General features: G+C 60.6%; 11 protein-coding genes and 3 rRNA genes. 3 read left to right on the forward strand and 11 right to left on the reverse strand.

The window, feature by feature from the left end; all coding sequences use genetic code 11:
• Window positions 1-44: 44 nt before the first annotated feature.
• Complete coding sequence (locus ACMG4O_RS15515) at window positions 45-260, reverse strand: DUF2061 domain-containing protein (RefSeq protein WP_414434114.1); 216 nt, start codon at window positions 258-260, stop codon at window positions 45-47.
• A gap of 219 nt (window positions 261-479) precedes the next feature.
• Between ACMG4O_RS15515 and yegS the strand changes: the two genes are divergently transcribed.
• Window positions 480-1,394, forward strand: a complete 915-nt coding sequence (gene yegS, locus ACMG4O_RS15520; RefSeq protein ID WP_414434115.1) for a lipid kinase YegS — start codon at window positions 480-482, stop codon at window positions 1,392-1,394.
• A 374-nt stretch (window positions 1,395-1,768) separates the two neighbouring features.
• Here yegS and rrf read toward each other — a convergent pair.
• The 5 genes from rrf to ilvC all read right to left on the reverse strand — a co-directional run bounded on the left by rrf (window position 1,769) and on the right by ilvC (window position 9,170).
• Window positions 1,769-1,884, reverse strand: a 5S ribosomal RNA gene (rrf, locus tag ACMG4O_RS15525).
• Between the two features lie 213 nt (window positions 1,885-2,097).
• A 23S ribosomal RNA gene (locus tag ACMG4O_RS15530) occupies window positions 2,098-4,989 on the reverse strand.
• Window positions 4,990-5,267: 278 nt separating this feature from the next.
• Window positions 5,268-6,807, reverse strand: a 16S ribosomal RNA gene (locus ACMG4O_RS15535).
• Together the 16S, 23S and 5S rRNA genes form the textbook arrangement of a ribosomal RNA operon.
• Before the next feature lie 439 nt (window positions 6,808-7,246).
• Window positions 7,247-8,035: a CDP-diacylglycerol--serine O-phosphatidyltransferase gene (pssA, locus tag ACMG4O_RS15540; protein ID WP_067608480.1), complete on the reverse strand. Its 789-nt coding sequence runs from the start codon at window positions 8,033-8,035 to the stop codon at window positions 7,247-7,249.
• A 118-nt stretch (window positions 8,036-8,153) separates the two neighbouring features.
• Window positions 8,154-9,170, reverse strand: a complete 1,017-nt coding sequence (gene ilvC / locus ACMG4O_RS15545) for a ketol-acid reductoisomerase (RefSeq protein WP_142950220.1) — start codon at window positions 9,168-9,170, stop codon at window positions 8,154-8,156.
• A 123-nt stretch (window positions 9,171-9,293) separates the two neighbouring features.
• On the opposite strand from ilvC, the gene ilvY reads away from it, so the two are divergent.
• On the forward strand, window positions 9,294-10,175 hold the full coding sequence (ilvY, locus tag ACMG4O_RS15550; protein WP_370202666.1) for an HTH-type transcriptional activator IlvY: 882 nt from the start codon (window positions 9,294-9,296) through the stop codon (window positions 10,173-10,175).
• 21 nt (window positions 10,176-10,196) lie between these two features.
• Here ilvY and ACMG4O_RS15555 read toward each other — a convergent pair whose 3' ends face one another.
• The 4 genes from ACMG4O_RS15555 to ACMG4O_RS15570 form a co-directional block, all read right to left on the reverse strand.
• On the reverse strand, window positions 10,197-10,706 hold the full coding sequence (locus tag ACMG4O_RS15555; protein WP_414434116.1) for a DNA-deoxyinosine glycosylase: 510 nt from the start codon (window positions 10,704-10,706) through the stop codon (window positions 10,197-10,199).
• Between the two features lie 44 nt (window positions 10,707-10,750).
• Window positions 10,751-11,194 (reverse strand): hypothetical protein, encoded by a 444-nt coding sequence (locus tag ACMG4O_RS15560; RefSeq protein ID WP_194856314.1) that lies wholly within the window; start codon window positions 11,192-11,194, stop codon window positions 10,751-10,753.
• Window positions 11,195-11,353: 159 nt separating this feature from the next.
• Window positions 11,354-11,845, reverse strand: a complete 492-nt coding sequence (gene ilvN / locus ACMG4O_RS15565; RefSeq protein ID WP_067609676.1) for an acetolactate synthase small subunit — start codon at window positions 11,843-11,845, stop codon at window positions 11,354-11,356.
• Entirely contained in the window at window positions 11,845-13,566 is a 1,722-nt protein-coding gene (locus ACMG4O_RS15570) for an acetolactate synthase 3 large subunit (protein WP_370202676.1), read from the reverse strand. Before ACMG4O_RS15570 ends, ilvN begins: the two co-directional genes overlap by 1 nt.
• A 440-nt stretch (window positions 13,567-14,006) precedes the next feature.
• Between ACMG4O_RS15570 and ACMG4O_RS15575 the strand changes: the two genes are divergently transcribed.
• Window positions 14,007-14,474 (forward strand): DUF4124 domain-containing protein, encoded by a 468-nt coding sequence (locus ACMG4O_RS15575; RefSeq protein WP_414434117.1) that lies wholly within the window; start codon window positions 14,007-14,009, stop codon window positions 14,472-14,474.
• Here the strand turns inward: ACMG4O_RS15575 and clpB are convergent, their stop codons facing one another.
• The gene (gene clpB, locus ACMG4O_RS15580; protein ID WP_414434118.1) at window positions 14,475-17,060 is read right to left on the reverse strand and encodes an ATP-dependent chaperone ClpB; all 2,586 of its coding nucleotides are present in this window, start codon (window positions 17,058-17,060) and stop codon (window positions 14,475-14,477) included. It abuts the gene before it with no gap.
• Window positions 17,061-17,128: the final 68 nt, after the last annotated feature.

Genomic DNA, 17,128 nt, shown 5'->3' on the forward strand with positions numbered 1-17,128 from the left:
GGCTAGCTTAACCAAGGCCATCCGGGCCGTAAACAGGCAGTCTATCACGCCGCTATCAGCGTTCCCCCGCCACCACCGGACGACCCTTTACCCTTTTTCAGGCGCTTCCAGACTTTCTCGTGGAAGTGGTACGCCACGGTGTTCACGCAAGGTTCCACCAGCGCGGTGGCGCCACCGATGCGCCAGTCTCCGGTCATCGCCCAAACCACTAGGAAGGCGATGCTGATATGCATGATGCCAAAGCTGAATGTTTTACCCATGGAGCACCTCCTAGATGATGGGTAAATGATATCCATTCTCGCCAATAGGTAAAGCACGCATTTTCTCATTGCGCCGATAGGTCCGATCTATTCAGCTTTCAGGGCGGAGCGGTTAATTGTTGTAAAGGCACCTGTCGCCTGGGTGCGATTTCCTCCTCCACGGCCTAAGCTAGCAGCACGCCCCTCGGGGCGCCCCATTCACCAGCCAAGGACTCTTGCATGGAGCGTAAAGCGCTACTGATTCTGCACGGCAAACAGGCGGCCCATCAGGCTCTCAGGGAAGCGGTGATGAGCCGCCGGGAAGACGGCTGGGACCTGACGGTAAGAGTCACCTGGGAAGGCGGCGACGCGGAACGCTATGTGGACGAGGCGCTGTCCCTGGGCTACCGCACGATTGTCGCCGCGGGCGGTGACGGCTCGGTGCGGGACATCACCCAGGCGATGATGGCGTCCGGGAAGCCGGACCTAACACTGGCCATAGTCCCCATGGGCACCGCCAACGACTTCGCCACCGCCGCCGGCATACCGGAAGACCCCGCTGAAGCCCTGGCGCTGCTCGATCACGCCCCCCGGCCGGTAGACGTGATCCAGGTGAACGACAGCTATTTCCTCAACATGGCCACCGGCGGGTTCGGCACCGAGGTGACCACCCAGACGTCGGAGGACCTGAAAGAACTGCTGGGCGGGGCCGCCTATTTGCTCACCGGGCTGACGCGGTTCGCGGAAGTGCGTCCGGCGGAGGGGCATTTCCGGGGGCCTGATTTTGAGTGGCAGGGTGAATTCCTCGCCCTGGGGCTGGGCAACGGCCGCCAGGCCGGCGGCGGCCAGCGGCTGTGCCCCGAGGCCTGCATCGATGACGGCCTGATGGATGTGGCGATTCTGCCTTCGGATATGGATCTTCTCGCCGGCGTGCGGGGGCTGTTCAACAGCGACAATGGCAACGGTAACGGCGAGCGTGAGGGATTGTTCGTGCGTGCGCGGGTGAGTGAGCTGGAGATCGAGACGCCGGAGCCGATGCATTTGAATCTGGATGGCGAGCCGTTGAAGGATCAGCGGTTTAAGTTGAAGGTGCTGCCGGGGGCGATGGGGCTGGTGGTTGGGGAGGAGTGTCCGATGATGGGGGTGGAGAAATAGGTTTAGGACGGGCTCGAGGTCTGGGTTTGTGGGAGCGGGCCCTGCCCGCGAAAGGCCGGCTCTGCCGGCCGGCAGGATTCCAGAGAGGTTTGGAGTGGGGCTGACCTGCTTTAGGTCGCTTTGCTGGTAGCGGAGGCTTGGCGTGGGCTGACCTACTTTAGGTCGCTTTGCCGGGAAGATTGGTGTGGTGCGTGGAGATGACCTACTTTAGGTCGCGAGCTTGCTCGCGATCGCTTCGCGACGCCTTCGGCGCCTGCTCCCCGTTCCTTTGGAACAGGGTCGCTCACATGGGCCTTGTAGGGAGAGGAGTTCATCGTATCCTAAATATAAAAAACCCCCGCCACTTTCGTGACGGGGGTTTTTTATATTTAAGAGCCTGACGATGACCTACTCTCACATGGGGAAGCCCCACACTACCATCGGCGCTGAGTGGTTTCACTTCTGAGTTCGGCATGGATTCAGGTGGTTCCCACTCGCTATGGTCGTCAGGCAAACCGGTTGGTGCGTGATGTTCCACTCACCTAATGGGGTTGCCCTGCCTGCCTTTCGGCACGCAAAGCCAATTCTGGGCAATGAGATTGTCCGCGTTAGAGCGTCTCCGACACTCGCGCTATGGTGCGTATCGATATCGTTACGACCGCGCCTGGGCTCCGGTGTTTGTCTGCGGGTTTCGCAGGGCACACCGTGACCGCTTTGGCGTTATATGGTCAAGCCGCACGGGCAATTAGTACGGGTTAGCTTCACGCCTCACAGCGCGTCCACATCCCGCCTATCAACGTGGTGGTCTTCCACGGCCCTTTAGGGGCATCAAGTGCCCAGGGAGATCTCATCTTGAGGGAGGCTTCCCGCTTAGATGCTTTCAGCGGTTATCCCGTCCGAACGTAGCTACCCGGCAGTGCCACTGGCGTGACAACCGGAACACCAGAGGTTCGTCCACTCCGGTCCTCTCGTACTAGGAGCAGCTCCTCTCAAATCTCCAACGCCCACGGCAGATAGGGACCGAACTGTCTCACGACGTTCTAAACCCAGCTCGCGTACCTCTTTAAATGGCGAACAGCCATACCCTTGGGACCGGCTTCAGCCCCAGGATGAGATGAGCCGACATCGAGGTGCCAAACACCGCCGTCGATGTGAACTCTTGGGCGGTATCAGCCTGTTATCCCCGGAGTACCTTTTATCCGTTGAGCGATGGCCCTTCCATACAGAACCACCGGATCACTAAGACCTGCTTTCGCACCTGCTCGACTTGTGGGTCTCGCAGTCAAGCACCCTTCTACCTTTACGCTCATTGCACGATGTCCGACCGTGCTGAGGGTACCTTTGTGCTCCTCCGTTACTCTTTGGGAGGAGACCGCCCCAGTCAAACTACCCACCACACAATGTCCCCGACCCGGATAACGGGCCTGGGTTAGAACCTCGAACATGCCAGGCTGGTATTTCAAGGACGACTCCACGATGACTGGCGTCACCGCTTCAATGTCTCCCAGCTATCCTACACAAGCAGGCTCAAAGTCCACTGTGAAGCTATAGTAAAGGTTCACGGGGTCTTTCCGTCTAGCCGCGGGTACACAGCATCTTCACTGCGATTTCGATTTCACTGAGTCTCGGGTGGAGACAGTGCCCCCATCATTACGCCATTCGTGCAGGTCGGAACTTACCCGACAAGGAATTTCGCTACCTTAGGACCGTTATAGTTACGGCCGCCGTTTACCGGGGCTTCGATCAAGAGCTTCGCCGAAGCTAACCCCATCAATTAACCTTCCGGCACCGGGCAGGCGTCACACCCTATACGTCCGCTTACGCGTTTGCAGAGTGCTGTGTTTTTAATAAACAGTTGCAGGGGCCTTTTCACTGCGACCACTCGGTGCTTACGGGGCAAGCCCTTCACACCAAGTGGCGTACCTTCTCCCGAAGTTACGGTACCACTTTGCCTAGTTCCTTCACCCGAGTTCTCTCAAGCGCCTTAGAATACTCATCCCAACCACCTGTGTCGGTTTGGGGTACGGTTCCTTGTAACCTGAAGCTTAGAAGATTTTCCTGGAAGCAGGGCATCAACCACTTCCCAGCCGCAAAGGGCCGGTGGTCTCGACTCTCAGCCTTAGGATCCCGGATTTGCCTAAGATCCCAGCCTACGGTCTTTCCCCGGGACAACCAACGCCCGGTAGGCCTAGCCTTCTCCGTCTCTCCATCGCAGTTACAAGAAGTACGGGAATATTAACCCGTTTCCCATCAGCTACGCCTTTCAGCCTCGCCTTAGGGGCCGACTCACCCTGCGCCGATTAGCGTTGCGCAGGAAACCTTGGTCTTTCGGCGTGCGGGTTTTTCACCCGCATTATCGTTACTCACGTCAGCATTCGCACTTGTGATATCTCCAGCATGCTTCTCAACACACCTTCACAGACTTACACAACGCTCCCCTACCCAGTATGCCTAAGCACACTGCCGCAGCTTCGGTATCCAGTTTGAGCCCCGTTACATCTTCCGCGCAGGCCGACTCGACTAGTGAGCTATTACGCTTTCTTTAAAGGATGGCTGCTTCTAAGCCAACCTCCTAGCTGTCTAAGCCTTCCCACATCGTTTCCCACTTAACTGGAATTTGGGGACCTTAGCTGGCGGTCTGGGTTGTTTCCCTCTCCACGACGGACGTTAGCACCCGCCGTGTGTCTCCCGTACTGCACTCACCGGTATTCGGAGTTTGCATCGGTTTGGTAACCCGGGATGGGCCCCTAGCCGAAACAGTGCTCTACCCCCGGTGGTGATATACGAGGCGCTACCTAAATAGCTTTCGGGGAGAACCAGCTATCTCCGGACTTGATTAGCCTTTCACTCCGACCCACAGCTCATCCCAGCATTTTTCAACATACTTGGGTTCGAGCCTCCAGTGCGTGTTACCGCACCTTCACTCTGGCCATGGGTAGATCGTCCGGTTTCGGGTCTATTCCCAGCAACTAAACGCCCTATTCAGACTCGGTTTCCCTACGGCTCCCCTAGATGGTTAACCTCGCTACTGAGAATAAGTCGCTGACCCATTATACAAAAGGTACGCCGTCACCCAACAAAGCGGGCTCCGACTGCTTGTACGTGCACGGTTTCAGGATCTATTTCACTCCCCTCTCCGGGGTTCTTTTCGCCTTTCCCTCACGGTACTGGTTCACTATCGGTCAGCCAGGAGTATTTAGCCTTGGAGGATGGTCCCCCCATGTTCAGTCAAGGTTACACGTGCCCCGACCTACTCGTTTTCACTGAATCAGATTTTCGGATACGGGACTATCACCCACTATGGTCGGCCTTCCCAGACCGTTCTCCTAATCCGTCATCAGCTTAAGGGCTAATCCCCGTTCGCTCGCCGCTACTCAGGGAATCTCAATTGATTTCTGTTCCTACGGGTACTTAGATGTTTCAGTTCCCCGCGTTCGCCTCACCGACCTATGGATTCAGTCGGTGATACCCGCCTTACAACGGGTGGGTTGCCCCATTCGGAGATCTCCGGGTCAAACGGTTGTTTGCCACCTAACCGGAGCTTATCGCAGGCTACAACGTCCTTCATCGCCTCTGGCTGCCAAGGCATCCACCGTGCACGCTTCGTCACTTGACCATATAACCCAAAACAGTCATACAGCCGCAACGATTAACGATACGCACCAAATAGACACAAGTGTCAGATAAACTTCTAACGCTTGTATTCCATTGGAATACTTGGACTTTCTCATTTCCCAGATTGTTAAAGAGCTTCCCGAAGGTGAACTTCAGGACCGGATTAAAAAACCGGTAACAAATAATTCAGACGAATCACTTGTTACCGGCTTCTTTTATGCCGGACAACAACAGACAAGCAAACGTGTGGGTCCCTGCTTGGGCAGGTACTCAAGTCGTTAAGGAGGTGATCCAGCCGCAGGTTCCCCTACGGCTACCTTGTTACGACTTCACCCCAGTCATGAACCACACCGTGGTGACCGTCCTCCGTAGTTAGACTAGCCACTTCTGGTGCAATCCACTCCCATGGTGTGACGGGCGGTGTGTACAAGGCCCGGGAACGTATTCACCGCGGCATTCTGATCCGCGATTACTAGCGATTCCGACTTCACGGAGTCGAGTTGCAGACTCCGATCCGGACTACGACTGGCTTTAAGGGATTAGCTTCGCCTCGCGACTTCGCAACCCTCTGTACCAGCCATTGTAGCACGTGTGTAGCCCAGGTCGTAAGGGCCATGATGACCTGACGTCGTCCCCACCTTCCTCCGGTTTGTCACCGGCAGTCTCCCTAGAGTTCCCACCATGACGTGCTGGCAACTAAGGACAAGGGTTGCGCTCGTTACGGGACTTAACCCAACATCTCACGACACGAGCTGACGACGGCCATGCAGCACCTGTCACTCGGCTCCCGAAGGCACCAAGGCATCTCTGCCAAGTTCCGAGGATGTCAAGACCTGGTAAGGTTCTTCGCGTTGCATCGAATTAAACCACATGCTCCACCGCTTGTGCGGGCCCCCGTCAATTCATTTGAGTTTTAACCTTGCGGCCGTACTCCCCAGGCGGTCTACTTATCGCGTTAGCTGCGCCACCAAAGTCACTAAGGACCCCGACGGCTAGTAGACATCGTTTACAGCGTGGACTACCAGGGTATCTAATCCTGTTTGCTCCCCACGCTTTCGCACCTCAGCGTCAGTGTCAGTCCAGGAGGCCGCCTTCGCCACTGGTGTTCCTTCCGATCTCTACGCATTTCACCGCTACACCGGAAATTCCACCTCCCTCTACTGCACTCTAGCGTGCCAGTATCGGATGCAATTCCAAGGTTGAGCCCTGGGCTTTCACATCCGACTTAACACACCGCCTACGCGCGCTTTACGCCCAGTAATTCCGATTAACGCTTGCACCTTTCGTATTACCGCGGCTGCTGGCACGAAATTAGCCGGTGCTTCTTCTGCAGGTAACGTCAAGTACTCACCCGTATTAGGGGTAAGCCTTCCTCCCTGCTGAAAGTGCTTTACAACCCGAAGGCCTTCTTCACACACGCGGCATGGCTGGATCAGGGTTGCCCCCATTGTCCAAGATTCCCCACTGCTGCCTCCCGTAGGAGTCCGGGCCGTGTCTCAGTCCCGGTGTGGCTGATCATCCTCTCAGACCAGCTACGGATCGTCGCCTTGGTGAGCCTTTACCTCACCAACAAGCTAATCCGACGCGAGCTCATCCATCAGCGCAAGGCCCGAAGGTCCCCTGCTTTACCCCGTAGGGCGTATGCGGTATTAGCCCGAGTTTCCCCGGGTTGTCCCCCACTCATGGGTAGATTCTCACGCGTTACTCACCCGTCCGCCGCTCGACGCCTCCTAGCAAGCTAGGATCGTTTCCGCTCGACTTGCATGTGTTAGGCCTGCCGCCAGCGTTCAATCTGAGCCATGATCAAACTCTTCAGTTCAAAAAAGCGTTTAAAGTGCCTGCGCACTTAAATCATGCTCAGCTCGAAACAAATTCAACTAGGTTGACTTGTTCAAAGCCGATATCTTTTTGAGATACCTACTCCAAACAGGTCCCACACGTTTGCTTGCCTGATTGTTAAAGAACGTTGGAAGCGGTTCGTTTCGCTTCCCGACTGGCCTTTGGCGTTTCGCCGTGTGCCGTCGTTGTGGGGGCGCATTCTAGAGATTTGCGGTGACCCGTCAACACTTTTTTCATGAGTTCTTTATCAAACGGTCACCTTTTGAGCGGACACTGGTTGCCTGCGCGAAAACGACAACAATAAATCGATTAAAAACAAAGACTTACAATCCCTGATCAAGAACCGATCAAGGACAAAAAGAATCGGCCGGAGGCGCACTCCGGAGACAAGAAAGGCGCCTTGCGGCGCCTTTCTTTGTTCACGCTTGCGGCGTGCCCTTGCGTATCCGCCAGAGGCTCAGCAACAGCCCCACGGCGACATAGATCACCGCCACGGTAAGAAGCACCAGCGGCGGGTCCAGGAAAACGATAGCGAACGCCACGATCACCCCGAGCAGCACCTTGAACGGCACCCGCCCGATATGAAACTCCTTGAACGAGTGGTAGCGCACCGAGGACACCATCAGCAGGCCGGCACCGGCCACCACCAGGGCCACCAGCCAGGAGACCTCGTTGCCGTCGATGCCGCGGCTGGCCCCCAGCCATACCATGGTGGCCACCAGGCCGGCGCCGGTGGGGCTGGGCAGGCCGATAAAAAAGCGCTTGTCGGTGCTTTCCGCCTGCACGTTGAAGCGCGCCAGACGCAGAGCGGCACAGGCGAGATAGATGAAGGCGGCCATCCAGCCGAACTTGCCGAGCTCGGTGAGCGCCCAGGAGTAGGCCACCAGCCCCGGCGCCACGCCGAAGGCGACACAGTCGGAGAGCGAATCGTACTCCGCGCCGAACTTGCTCTGGGTGTTGGTAAGGCGGGCGACGCCACCGTCCAGGCCGTCCAGGATGCCGGCGACGATAATCCCCACCGCCGCCGCTTCGAACAGGCCGTTCATCGCCGCCACGATGGCGTAGAAGCCGGCGAACAGGGCGCCGGTGGTGAACAGGTTGGGCAGCAAATACACCCCCTTATGCCGGGCACCGGTGCGGTGCTCCGCCTCCACCACTTCGAAGGGGTCGCTCTGGGGCTGCTCGTTCTGGTCTTGCTGCTGGGTCATGGTGTCTCGCCGCTCGGTGTGGCATCAGGACGGCTAGTCTAACCCACTGGCGCCCAACAAAAAACGCGCCCCGGAGGGCGCGTTTTGATAGCGAACCAGTGCGGCAAGCGCCGCTGGATCAGTTCTTGCTCTTGTCGACGATCTGGTTGGCCTTGATCCAGGGCATCATGCCGCGCAGCTTCTCACCCACCTGCTCGATGGGGTGCTCGGCGTTGAGCCGGCGGCGGGCGGTCATGCTCGGGTAGTTGGAGTTACCCTCGTTGATGAACATCTTCGCGTATTCACCGGTCTGGATGCGCTTGAGCGCGTTGCGCATGGCGGCACGGGACTCGTCGTTGATCACTTCCGGGCCGGTCACGTACTCGCCGTACTCGGCGTTGTTGGAAATCGAGTAGTTCATGTTGGCGATGCCGCCTTCGTACATCAGGTCGACGATCAGCTTGAGCTCGTGGAGACACTCGAAGTACGCCATTTCCGGCGCGTAGCCCGCGTCGGTCAGGGTTTCAAACGCCGCCTTCACCAGCTCCACGGTGCCGCCGCACAGCACGGCCTGCTCACCGAACAGGTCGGTTTCGGTCTCGTCCTTGAAGGTGGTTTCGATGATGCCGGTGCGGCCGCCGCCGATGCCGCAGGCGTAGGACAGCGCCAGATCCTTGGCCTGGCCGGAAGCGTCCTGGAAGATCGCCACCAGGTCGGGGATGCCGCCGCCCTTGGTGAACTCGGTGCGCACGGTATGGCCCGGCGCCTTGGGCGCGATCATGATCACGTCCAGGTCCTGGCGCGGCACGATCTGGTTGTAGTGGATGCAGAAGCCGTGGGCGAACGCCAGGGTGGCACCCTGCTTCAGGTTCGGCTCGATCTCGTTCTGGTAGATGGCGGCCTGGTACTCGTCCGGGGCCAGCACCATCACCACGTCGGCGGCCTTCACGGCCTCGGGCACGTTCTGCACGGTGAGGCCGGCGGCCTCGGCCTTGGCCGCGGAGCTGGAGCCCTCACGCAGCGCCACCACGACGTCCACACCGGACTCTTTCAGGTTGTTGGCGTGGGCGTGGCCCTGGGAGCCGTAGCCGATAATGGCCACTTTCTTACCCTGGATGATGGAAAGGTCGCAGTCTTTGTCGTAGTACACTTGCATGGTTGTATCCCAATGACGGTTAACGAATGGTCGCTACCATAGGCCATACCCGGTATTGCGTAAAATGATATATTCGCAACACAGTATGCCGACTATTAAAATACCGGATTGGACAACGCTCGCATGGATACCCGCCCGCTTCGCCTGTTTCTGGCGCTCGCCGACACCCTGCATTTCGGCCGCGCCGGCGACCGCTGCCATATGAGCCCCTCGGCGGTGAGCCGCACCATCCGACACCTGGAAGAAGAGCTGGGCGTCACCCTGTTCCGGCGCGACAACCGCAGTGTCAGCCTCACCCCGGAAGGCCGGCGTTTCCAGCAGTACGCCCGCGAAGCCCTGGCCCAGTGGGACAGCCTGCGACACTCCATGCAGGAGAGCAGCCGCGTGCTGCAGGGCGAGCTGAGCCTGTATTGCTCGGTGACCGCCAGCTACAGCTTCCTCTATGACATTCTCAGCCACTTCCGTAACGACTACCCCGGCATCGAGATCAAGCTGCACACCGGCGACCCGGCCCAGGCGGTGGAACGGGTGACCACCGGACGGGAAGACATCGCCATCGGCGCCCGCCCGGACACCCTGCCCCGGGGCGTGGCGTTCCGGTCGATACTGCGCTCGCCGCTGCTGTTCATCGCCCCCGCCGACCAGCCCGACCTGGCCGGCGCCCTGAACGGCCCCGCCCGGGCCGACGCCTGGCGCGACGTGCCGATGATTCTTTCCGAGGAGGGCCTGTCCCGGCAGCGCCTGGACCAGTGGTTCCGGGCCCTGGGCGTCACGCCGCGCATCTACGCCCAGGTGAGCGGCAACGAAGCCATCGTCAGCATGGTGAGCCTGGGTTTCGGGGTCGGCGTGGCGCCCCGCATCGTGCTGGAGAACAGCCCGCTGGCCGAGCGCACCCGCCCCCTGGAAGTGGAACCGGCCCTGGAGGACTACGAAGTGGGCCTGTTCACACTGGAAAAGCGCCTCACCGACCCGGTGATCCAGGCGTTCTGGTCGCAGCTGCGGTGACTCAGCGAACCACCGCCCTTCCTATAGAGGCGTAGTCACCGCCCGCCATTGCCGCAGCTTCACCGGATAGGGAATCGACGCGTTCGCCGGGCTGGTGGACGGCAGGCGAGAAGTAGGGATCGCGGCAAGATCGGCGGGTAGTGTGGGCCCCACGTGACGCCGCCAGACGCTCTCCGCCTTGGCGCCGTTGAAAAAGATCACGCCGATGCGCGGATGGGCACGCAGAAAACCCTCGAAATCCTTAGGCACGATCGACGCTTCAAGGATATCCGAGTCGAGGCTGCTCGAGCGTGTGCAGGCTCGCAGCACGTCCCAGAGGGCCACGCCCTGCTCCGCCAGCTGCCGGCAACGTTCCGCGTAAGGGAGATCGGCTCGAATGTCGAAAAGGGTTTCGACGATTGGCCAGAACAGGTTGCGCGGGTGGGCGTAATACTGATTCGCCGCCAGCGACGCCTTGCCGGGCATGGAGCCGAGAATCAGCCGGTCGGCGCCGGGCCCGGACACCGGTGGGAAGCTATGGATATAAGACATGGCGAGCCTAGAGCCTGCGGATCGGCTCTGCGGAGACAGTTGCGCTATTCACCAGAGACCGGCGGCCACACTGACCGGTCGGGGGTATCCGAAAGACGATAGATTGAGTGGCGCTCACCCTCATAGTCTTCGTAAACGAACTCAGACAACCCTAAACCGATAATTTTGTTGCAGAAATCTCTCCGGCTCCCCCAGTTAACCAGCAAGTTGGTATTCTCATCGTATTCCTCGAAAGCGATATGGGTGAAGCAGGAGTAACGCCCAATATGGCCCCACATTCCCACTATCTCCAGCCGGTTACCTTCAACGCTTGTTGTATAAGCATAGGCACTACCGTCCGGAAAATACGAGGTATATCCACTACACGATTGACCACCGTCGTCGGACTCGCACCACTTCCCCACCATGCGCGCCGGGTGCTGCTGCGCGCCGGCCAGGCCCGACCATATCCCCCAAATTAAAGCCAAGCCGCCCAATACTCCACGCATAGTCTTTCCCCCGGAAATGACGTCCGATGACCACTCTTTAAAATACGTACATCCGTTTCAACGCTCAAGAAACCAACATCGAATCGCCATTCCCAGCGCTATATACGAAAGAACCCCGCACGAGGCGGGGTTCTTTGGGACTCACAGTGTAAAGGCGACTCAGAGGCTGAGGACTTTCTCGCCCCGTGAGATGCCGGACACGCCGGAGCGCACCACTTCCAGCACCTGCGCTTCTCCGACGGCGTTGATGAACGCCTCCAGCTTGTCGGTGGTGCCGGTGAGCTGCACCGTGTACACGGTGCTGGTGACGTCCACGATCTGGCCCCGGAAGATGTCCACGGTGCGCTTGACCTCGGCGCGCTGGGCGCCGGTGGCCTTCACCTTCATGAGCATGATCTCGCGCTCAATGTGGGCACCCTCGGTGAGATCCACCAGCTTGACCACCTCGATGAGCTTGTTGAGGTGCTTGGTGATCTGTTCGATCTTCTTGTCGTCGCCGGTGGTGGTCATGGTCAGCCGGGACAGGGTGTCGTCCTCGGTGGGCGCCACCGTCAGGGTCTCGATGTTGTAGCCGCGCTGGGAGAACAGCCCCACCACCCGGGACAGCGCACCCGGCTCGTTTTCCATCAGAATCGAAATAATGCGTCTCATCAGGTGCGCTCCGTCTTGCTCAGCCACATGTCCCGCATGGCGCCGTCAGCGATATGCATGGGGTAAACGTGCTCCGTGGAGTCCACGTAGATATCCATGAATACCAGGCGGTCCTTGAGCGCGAAGGCTTCGTCCATGGCCGGCTGCAGGTCTTCGAACTTTTCCACCAACATGCCCACGTGCCCGTAGGATTCCGCCAGCTTGACGAAGTCCGGCAGGGATTCCATGTACGACTGGCTGTGACGGCCGCCGTACTGCATGTCCTGCCACTGGCGCACCATGCCCAGGGCCTGGTTGTTGATGTTGATGATCTTGATCGGGAGACCGTACTGCAGACAGGTGGAGAGCTCCTGAATGTTCATCTGGATCGAGCCTTCGCCGGTGACACAGGCCACCACGCCGTCCGGATAGGCGAACTGCACGCCCATCGCCGCCGGCAGGCCGAAGCCCATGGTGCCCAGGCCGCCCGAGTTGATCCACTGACGCGGCCGGTCATAGAGGTAATACTGGGCGGCGAACATCTGGTGCTGGCCCACGTCGGAGGTGACGAACGCCTCGCCGTTGGTGGCCTTGTAGAGCGCCTGCACCACCTGCTGCGGCTTCATCGGACCGTTTTCGTTGACCTCGTAACGCAGCCCGTGCACCTGGCGCCAGCCGTCGATTTCCTGCCACCAGCGCTCCACGCTCTTGTGGTCCGGGCCGCTGTCATGCTCGTCGATCATGGTGAGCATTTCTTCCAGCACCTGCTTCACCGGCCCGACGATGGGAATGTGGGCGGTGACGTTCTTGGAGATGCTGGCCGGGTCGATATCGATATGGATGATCTTGGCGCCCGGGCAGAACTTCTTGGCGTCGTTGGTGACCCGGTCGTCCAGGCGCGCGCCGGCGGCCAGAATCACGTCGGCGTTGTGCATCGACATGTTGGCTTCGTAGGTGCCGTGCATACCCAGCATGCCGAGGAACTGTTCGTCGGTGCCCGGGTAGGCGCCCAGCCCCATCAGCGTGTTGGTGACCGGATAGTTGAGCTTGCGGGCCACCGCGGTGAGCGCCTCGCTGGCGTCACCCTGAACCACGCCGCCGCCGGAGTAGATCACCGGGCGCTTGGCCTTGAGCAGCTCGTCCACCGCCTTGCGGATCTGCCCGGAGTGCCCCCGGGAGACCGGCATGTAGGAGCGCATCTTGACCTTCTTGGGGTACTCGTACGGGAAGGTCTTGTTGGGCGCCGTGTGGTCCTTGGGAATATCGATCAGAACCGGGCCGGGGCGGCCGGTGCTGGCGATATAGAAGGCCTTTTTGACCATCTCCGGGATCTCACTGGGGTCGCGGACCATGAAGCTGTGCTTCACGATCGGCCGCGACAGACCGATCATGTCGGTCTCCTGGAAGGCGTCGTCGCCGATCCAGTCGGAGCGCACCTGGCCGGACAGCACCACCATGGGAATGGAGTCCATGAAGGCGGTGGCGATGCCGGTGATGGCATTGGTCGCGCCGGGGCCGGAGGTCACCAGCACCACGCCGGGCTTGCCGGTGGAGCGGGCATAGCCGTCCGCGGCATGCGTGGCGGCCTGCTCATGGCGCACCAGAATGTGATTGACTTTGTCCTGCTGGAACAACGCGTCATAGATGTGCAGTACCGCGCCCCCGGGATACCCGAAGATGTACTCCACTCCCTCGTCTTGCAGAGCGCGGACCACCATTTCCGCGCCGGATAACATTTCCACGATTGCTACCTCGAAATTAAAAATAGCGTTCACCCCGCCGAAAACCGGCGGAACGGGAGGGTGTTGCGTTTACCTGTGGGACGGACGCCGTATTTAGGCATCCCGAAGTCCGCGTGGAGGTGGCCAACGGCGAACACAGGTTGGGAAGCTCGGAGGGGGCACATACCCGCGCCGGAATCCTCCAGAGGCTTCACCAGCGGGACATGCTTGCAGTGATGCTGCGTTAGGACGTCGCGGTAACGGCGCCCCGGGTCCCGGCCACACAGGTGCCGGTAAGCGCCTGCGGGTTCCGATCTCCGGAAAGTACTGCAATATTGTCAGAAATGCGGGCGCTTTCAAACCCCTGGCGGGCCCTTTCTTACACAATAGGGACGCTTAGGGGCACTTGCACAGCGGGGACCGTCGCGGGCATTCTGATTCGCCGACCAAGGGGGCAAACAATGATCCGAACCAGCATCGCCAGAACACTCACGCCACTGCTGGCGCTCGCCCTGCTGGGCAGCGCCGCACCCGCCATGGCGGATAAGTACTACAAATGGGTGGATGACAACGGAGTCACGCACTACGGCACCGCGCCGCCGGAGGACGGCGGCTCGGAAGCGGTGCGCACCTACGGGCCCAGCTCCGATCAGGGCAAGGAGCTCAAGGCCCTGCAGGAGCAGCGCGAGGCCGCCGCCCGCGCCCGTGAACAGGCGGAAGAGCGGGCCCGCGAGGCCGAACGCGCGGCCGAGGAGCCGGAGGCCGTGGCCAAGGAGCGCTGCGAAGAGCACCGCGCCAACCTGGAGATCCTTGAGAACAAGCCGGTGGTGCGGGTGGAAAACCCGCAGACCGGAGAAATGGAAGTGATCGACCAGGCGCGCCGCGACGAGATAATCGAAACCACCCGCGCGGCGCTCAAGAACTGCTGATCAGCCTTTGCGGAACACCATCTCACTGCCGGCGACATCCACTTCGATGGTGTCGCCGGGGCCGAACTCACCCTTGAGCAACGCCTGGGCAAGCGGGTTTTCCAGCTGCTGCTGGATCGCCCTTTTCAGCGGCCGGGCGCCGTAGACCGGATCGAAACCGGCCTCCACCAGCTTCTCCAACGCCTTGTCCGACAGCCGCAGCCCCATATCCCGGTCCACCAGCCGCTGACGCAGGTAGTCGAGCTGGATCGCGGCGATGCCCTTGAGCTGATCCCGGGCCAGGGGGTGGAACACCACCGTCTCGTCCACCCGGTTGATGAACTCGGGCCGGAAGTGCTGGCCGACCACCTCCATGACCGCGTCTTTCATGGCGTCGTAGTCGCCCTCGCCGGCCATGCGCTGGATCAGATCGGAGCCCAGGTTGGAGGTCATCACCACCACCGTGTTGCGGAAGTCCACGGTGCGGCCCTGGCCGTCGGTGAGGCGGCCGTCCTCAAGCACCTGCAGCAGGATGTTGAAGACGTCCGGATGGGCTTTCTCCACCTCGTCGAGCAGCAACACCGAGTAAGGCTTACGCCGCACCGCCTCGGTGAGGTAGCCGCCCTCTTCATAGCCCACGTAACCCGGGGGCGCGCCGATCAGCCGGGCCACGGAGTGCTTCTCCATGAACTCGGACATATCGATGCGCACCATCGCCTCTTCGGTGTCGAACAGGAACCCGGCCAGGGCCTTGCAGAGCTCGGTCTTGCCGACCCCGGTGGGGCCCAGGAACAGGAAGCTGCCGTTCGGGCGGTTGGGGTCGGAGAGCCCGGCCCGTGAGCGGCGCACCGCGTTGGACACCGCGGTCACCGCCTCGTCCTGGCCGACCACCCGGGCGTGCAGCGCCTCTTCCATACGCAGCAGCTTGTCGCGCTCGCCTTCCAGCATCTTGGACACCGGAATGCCGGTCCACTTGGAGACCACCTCGGCCACCTCTTCCTCGGTGACCTTGTTGCGCAGCAGCTTGGTTTCCACCTGGGCGGACTCTTCCGCCTCCTGGGCGGTCTGCACCTTCTTCTCCAGATCCGGGATCACCCCGTATTGCAGCTCGGACATGCGGCTCAGGTCGCCGGCGCGGCGCGCCTGCTCCATGTCCACCCGGGCCTGTTCCAGCTCCGCCTTGTACTGCTGGGCGCCCTGCAGGGCCGCCTTCTCGGCGTTCCAGATTTCCTCCAGGTCGGCGTACTCTTTTTCCAGCGCGCCGATGTCGTCCTGCAGTTTGTCGAGCCGCTTCTTGCTGGCCTCGTCGTCTTCCTTACGCAGCGCCTCACGCTCCATCTTGAGCTGGATCAGGCGACGGTCGAGACGGTCCATTTCCTCGGGCATGGAGTCGATCTCCATGCGGATACGGCTGGCCGCCTCGTCGATCAGGTCGATGGCCTTGTCCGGCAACTGCCGGTCGGTGATGTAGCGGTGGCTGAGCCGGGCGGCGGCGATGATCGCGCCGTCGGTGATGTCCACGCCGTGGTGCACCTCGTAGCGCTCTTTCAGGCCACGCAGGATGGCGATGGTGTCCTCCACCGAGGGCTGGTCCACCTGCACCTTCTGGAAGCGCCGCTCCAGTGCCGCGTCCTTTTCAATGTGCTGGCGGTACTCGTCCAGGGTGGTGGCGCCCACGCAGTGCAGTTCGCCCCGGGCCAGGGCGGGCTTGAGCATGTTGCCGGCGTCCATGGCGCCGTCGGCCTTGCCGGCACCGACCATGGTGTGCAGCTCGTCGACGAACAGAATGATGCGCCCTTCCTGCTTGGCGAGTTCATTCAGCACCGCTTTCAAGCGTTCCTCGAACTCGCCGCGATACTTGGCGCCGGCGATCAGCGCCGCCATGTCCAGGGCCAGCACGCGCTTGTCCTTGAGCCCTTCCGGCACCTCGCCGTTAACGATGCGCTGGGCCAGCCCCTCGACGATGGCGGTCTTGCCGACGCCGGGCTCGCCGATCAGCACCGGGTTGTTCTTGGTGCGGCGCTGCAGCACCTGGATGGTGCGGCGAATCTCATCATCGCGACCGATCACCGGATCCAGCTTGCCGTTCTCGGCCCGCTCGGTGAGATCCTGGGTGTACTTCTTCAGCGCTTCCATCTTGTCTTCCGCGTTGGGGTCGGTGACCGCTTCACCGCCGCGGACTTCCTGGATTTTCTCCGCCAGCACCTTCTTCTTGATGCCGGCGTTCTTGAACAGCTTGCCCAGTTCCCCGCCGTCGTCGCAGGCCGCCAGCAACAGCGCCTCGGTGGACACGTACTGGTCGCCACGCTGCTGGGCCTCGCGGTCCGCCAGGTTGAGCAGCCGCGCCAACCCCTGGGACAGCTGCACGTCACCGTTGAACTGTCCCACCGTCGGCAGTTTATCCATGGCCATTTTCAAGGCGGTGATGACATCCGCCGGGTTGGCGCCGGCTTTCTCCAGCAACGGCGCCGCCACCCCGCCACTCTGCTGCAGCAGTGCCAACAGTAAGTGCACCGGTTCGATCGCACTGTGGCTCTGGCCCACGGCCAGGGATTGGGCTTCGCCCAACGCTTCCTGCAAGCGCGCGGTAAATTTGTCCATTCGCATTTTCCACTCTCCTGATCACGCCTAACGGCCGGCCCGGACCACGGCACCGGCGCGTTATCGGTTGTTTA

This window comes from Alloalcanivorax venustensis (assembly GCF_047495515.1).
Classification (GTDB): domain Bacteria; phylum Pseudomonadota; class Gammaproteobacteria; order Pseudomonadales; family Alcanivoracaceae; genus Alloalcanivorax; species Alloalcanivorax venustensis.

Coding starts and splice junctions, on each gene's coding strand:
- ACMG4O_RS15555 (WP_414434116.1), bottom strand. CDS start 10,706: ATGTCTTATATCCATAGCTTCCCACCGGTGTCCGGGCCCGGCGCCGAC.
- clpB (WP_414434118.1), bottom strand. CDS start 17,060: ATGCGAATGGACAAATTTACCGCGCGCTTGCAGGAAGCGTTGGGCGAA.
- ilvN (WP_067609676.1), bottom strand. CDS start 11,845: ATGAGACGCATTATTTCGATTCTGATGGAAAACGAGCCGGGTGCGCTG.
- ACMG4O_RS15515 (WP_414434114.1), bottom strand. CDS start 260: ATGGGTAAAACATTCAGCTTTGGCATCATGCATATCAGCATCGCCTTC.
- yegS (WP_414434115.1), top strand. CDS start 480: ATGGAGCGTAAAGCGCTACTGATTCTGCACGGCAAACAGGCGGCCCAT.
- ACMG4O_RS15560 (WP_194856314.1), bottom strand. CDS start 11,194: ATGCGTGGAGTATTGGGCGGCTTGGCTTTAATTTGGGGGATATGGTCG.
- ilvY (WP_370202666.1), top strand. CDS start 9,294: ATGGATACCCGCCCGCTTCGCCTGTTTCTGGCGCTCGCCGACACCCTG.
- pssA (WP_067608480.1), bottom strand. CDS start 8,035: ATGACCCAGCAGCAAGACCAGAACGAGCAGCCCCAGAGCGACCCCTTC.
- ilvC (WP_142950220.1), bottom strand. CDS start 9,170: ATGCAAGTGTACTACGACAAAGACTGCGACCTTTCCATCATCCAGGGT.
- ACMG4O_RS15575 (WP_414434117.1), top strand. CDS start 14,007: ATGATCCGAACCAGCATCGCCAGAACACTCACGCCACTGCTGGCGCTC.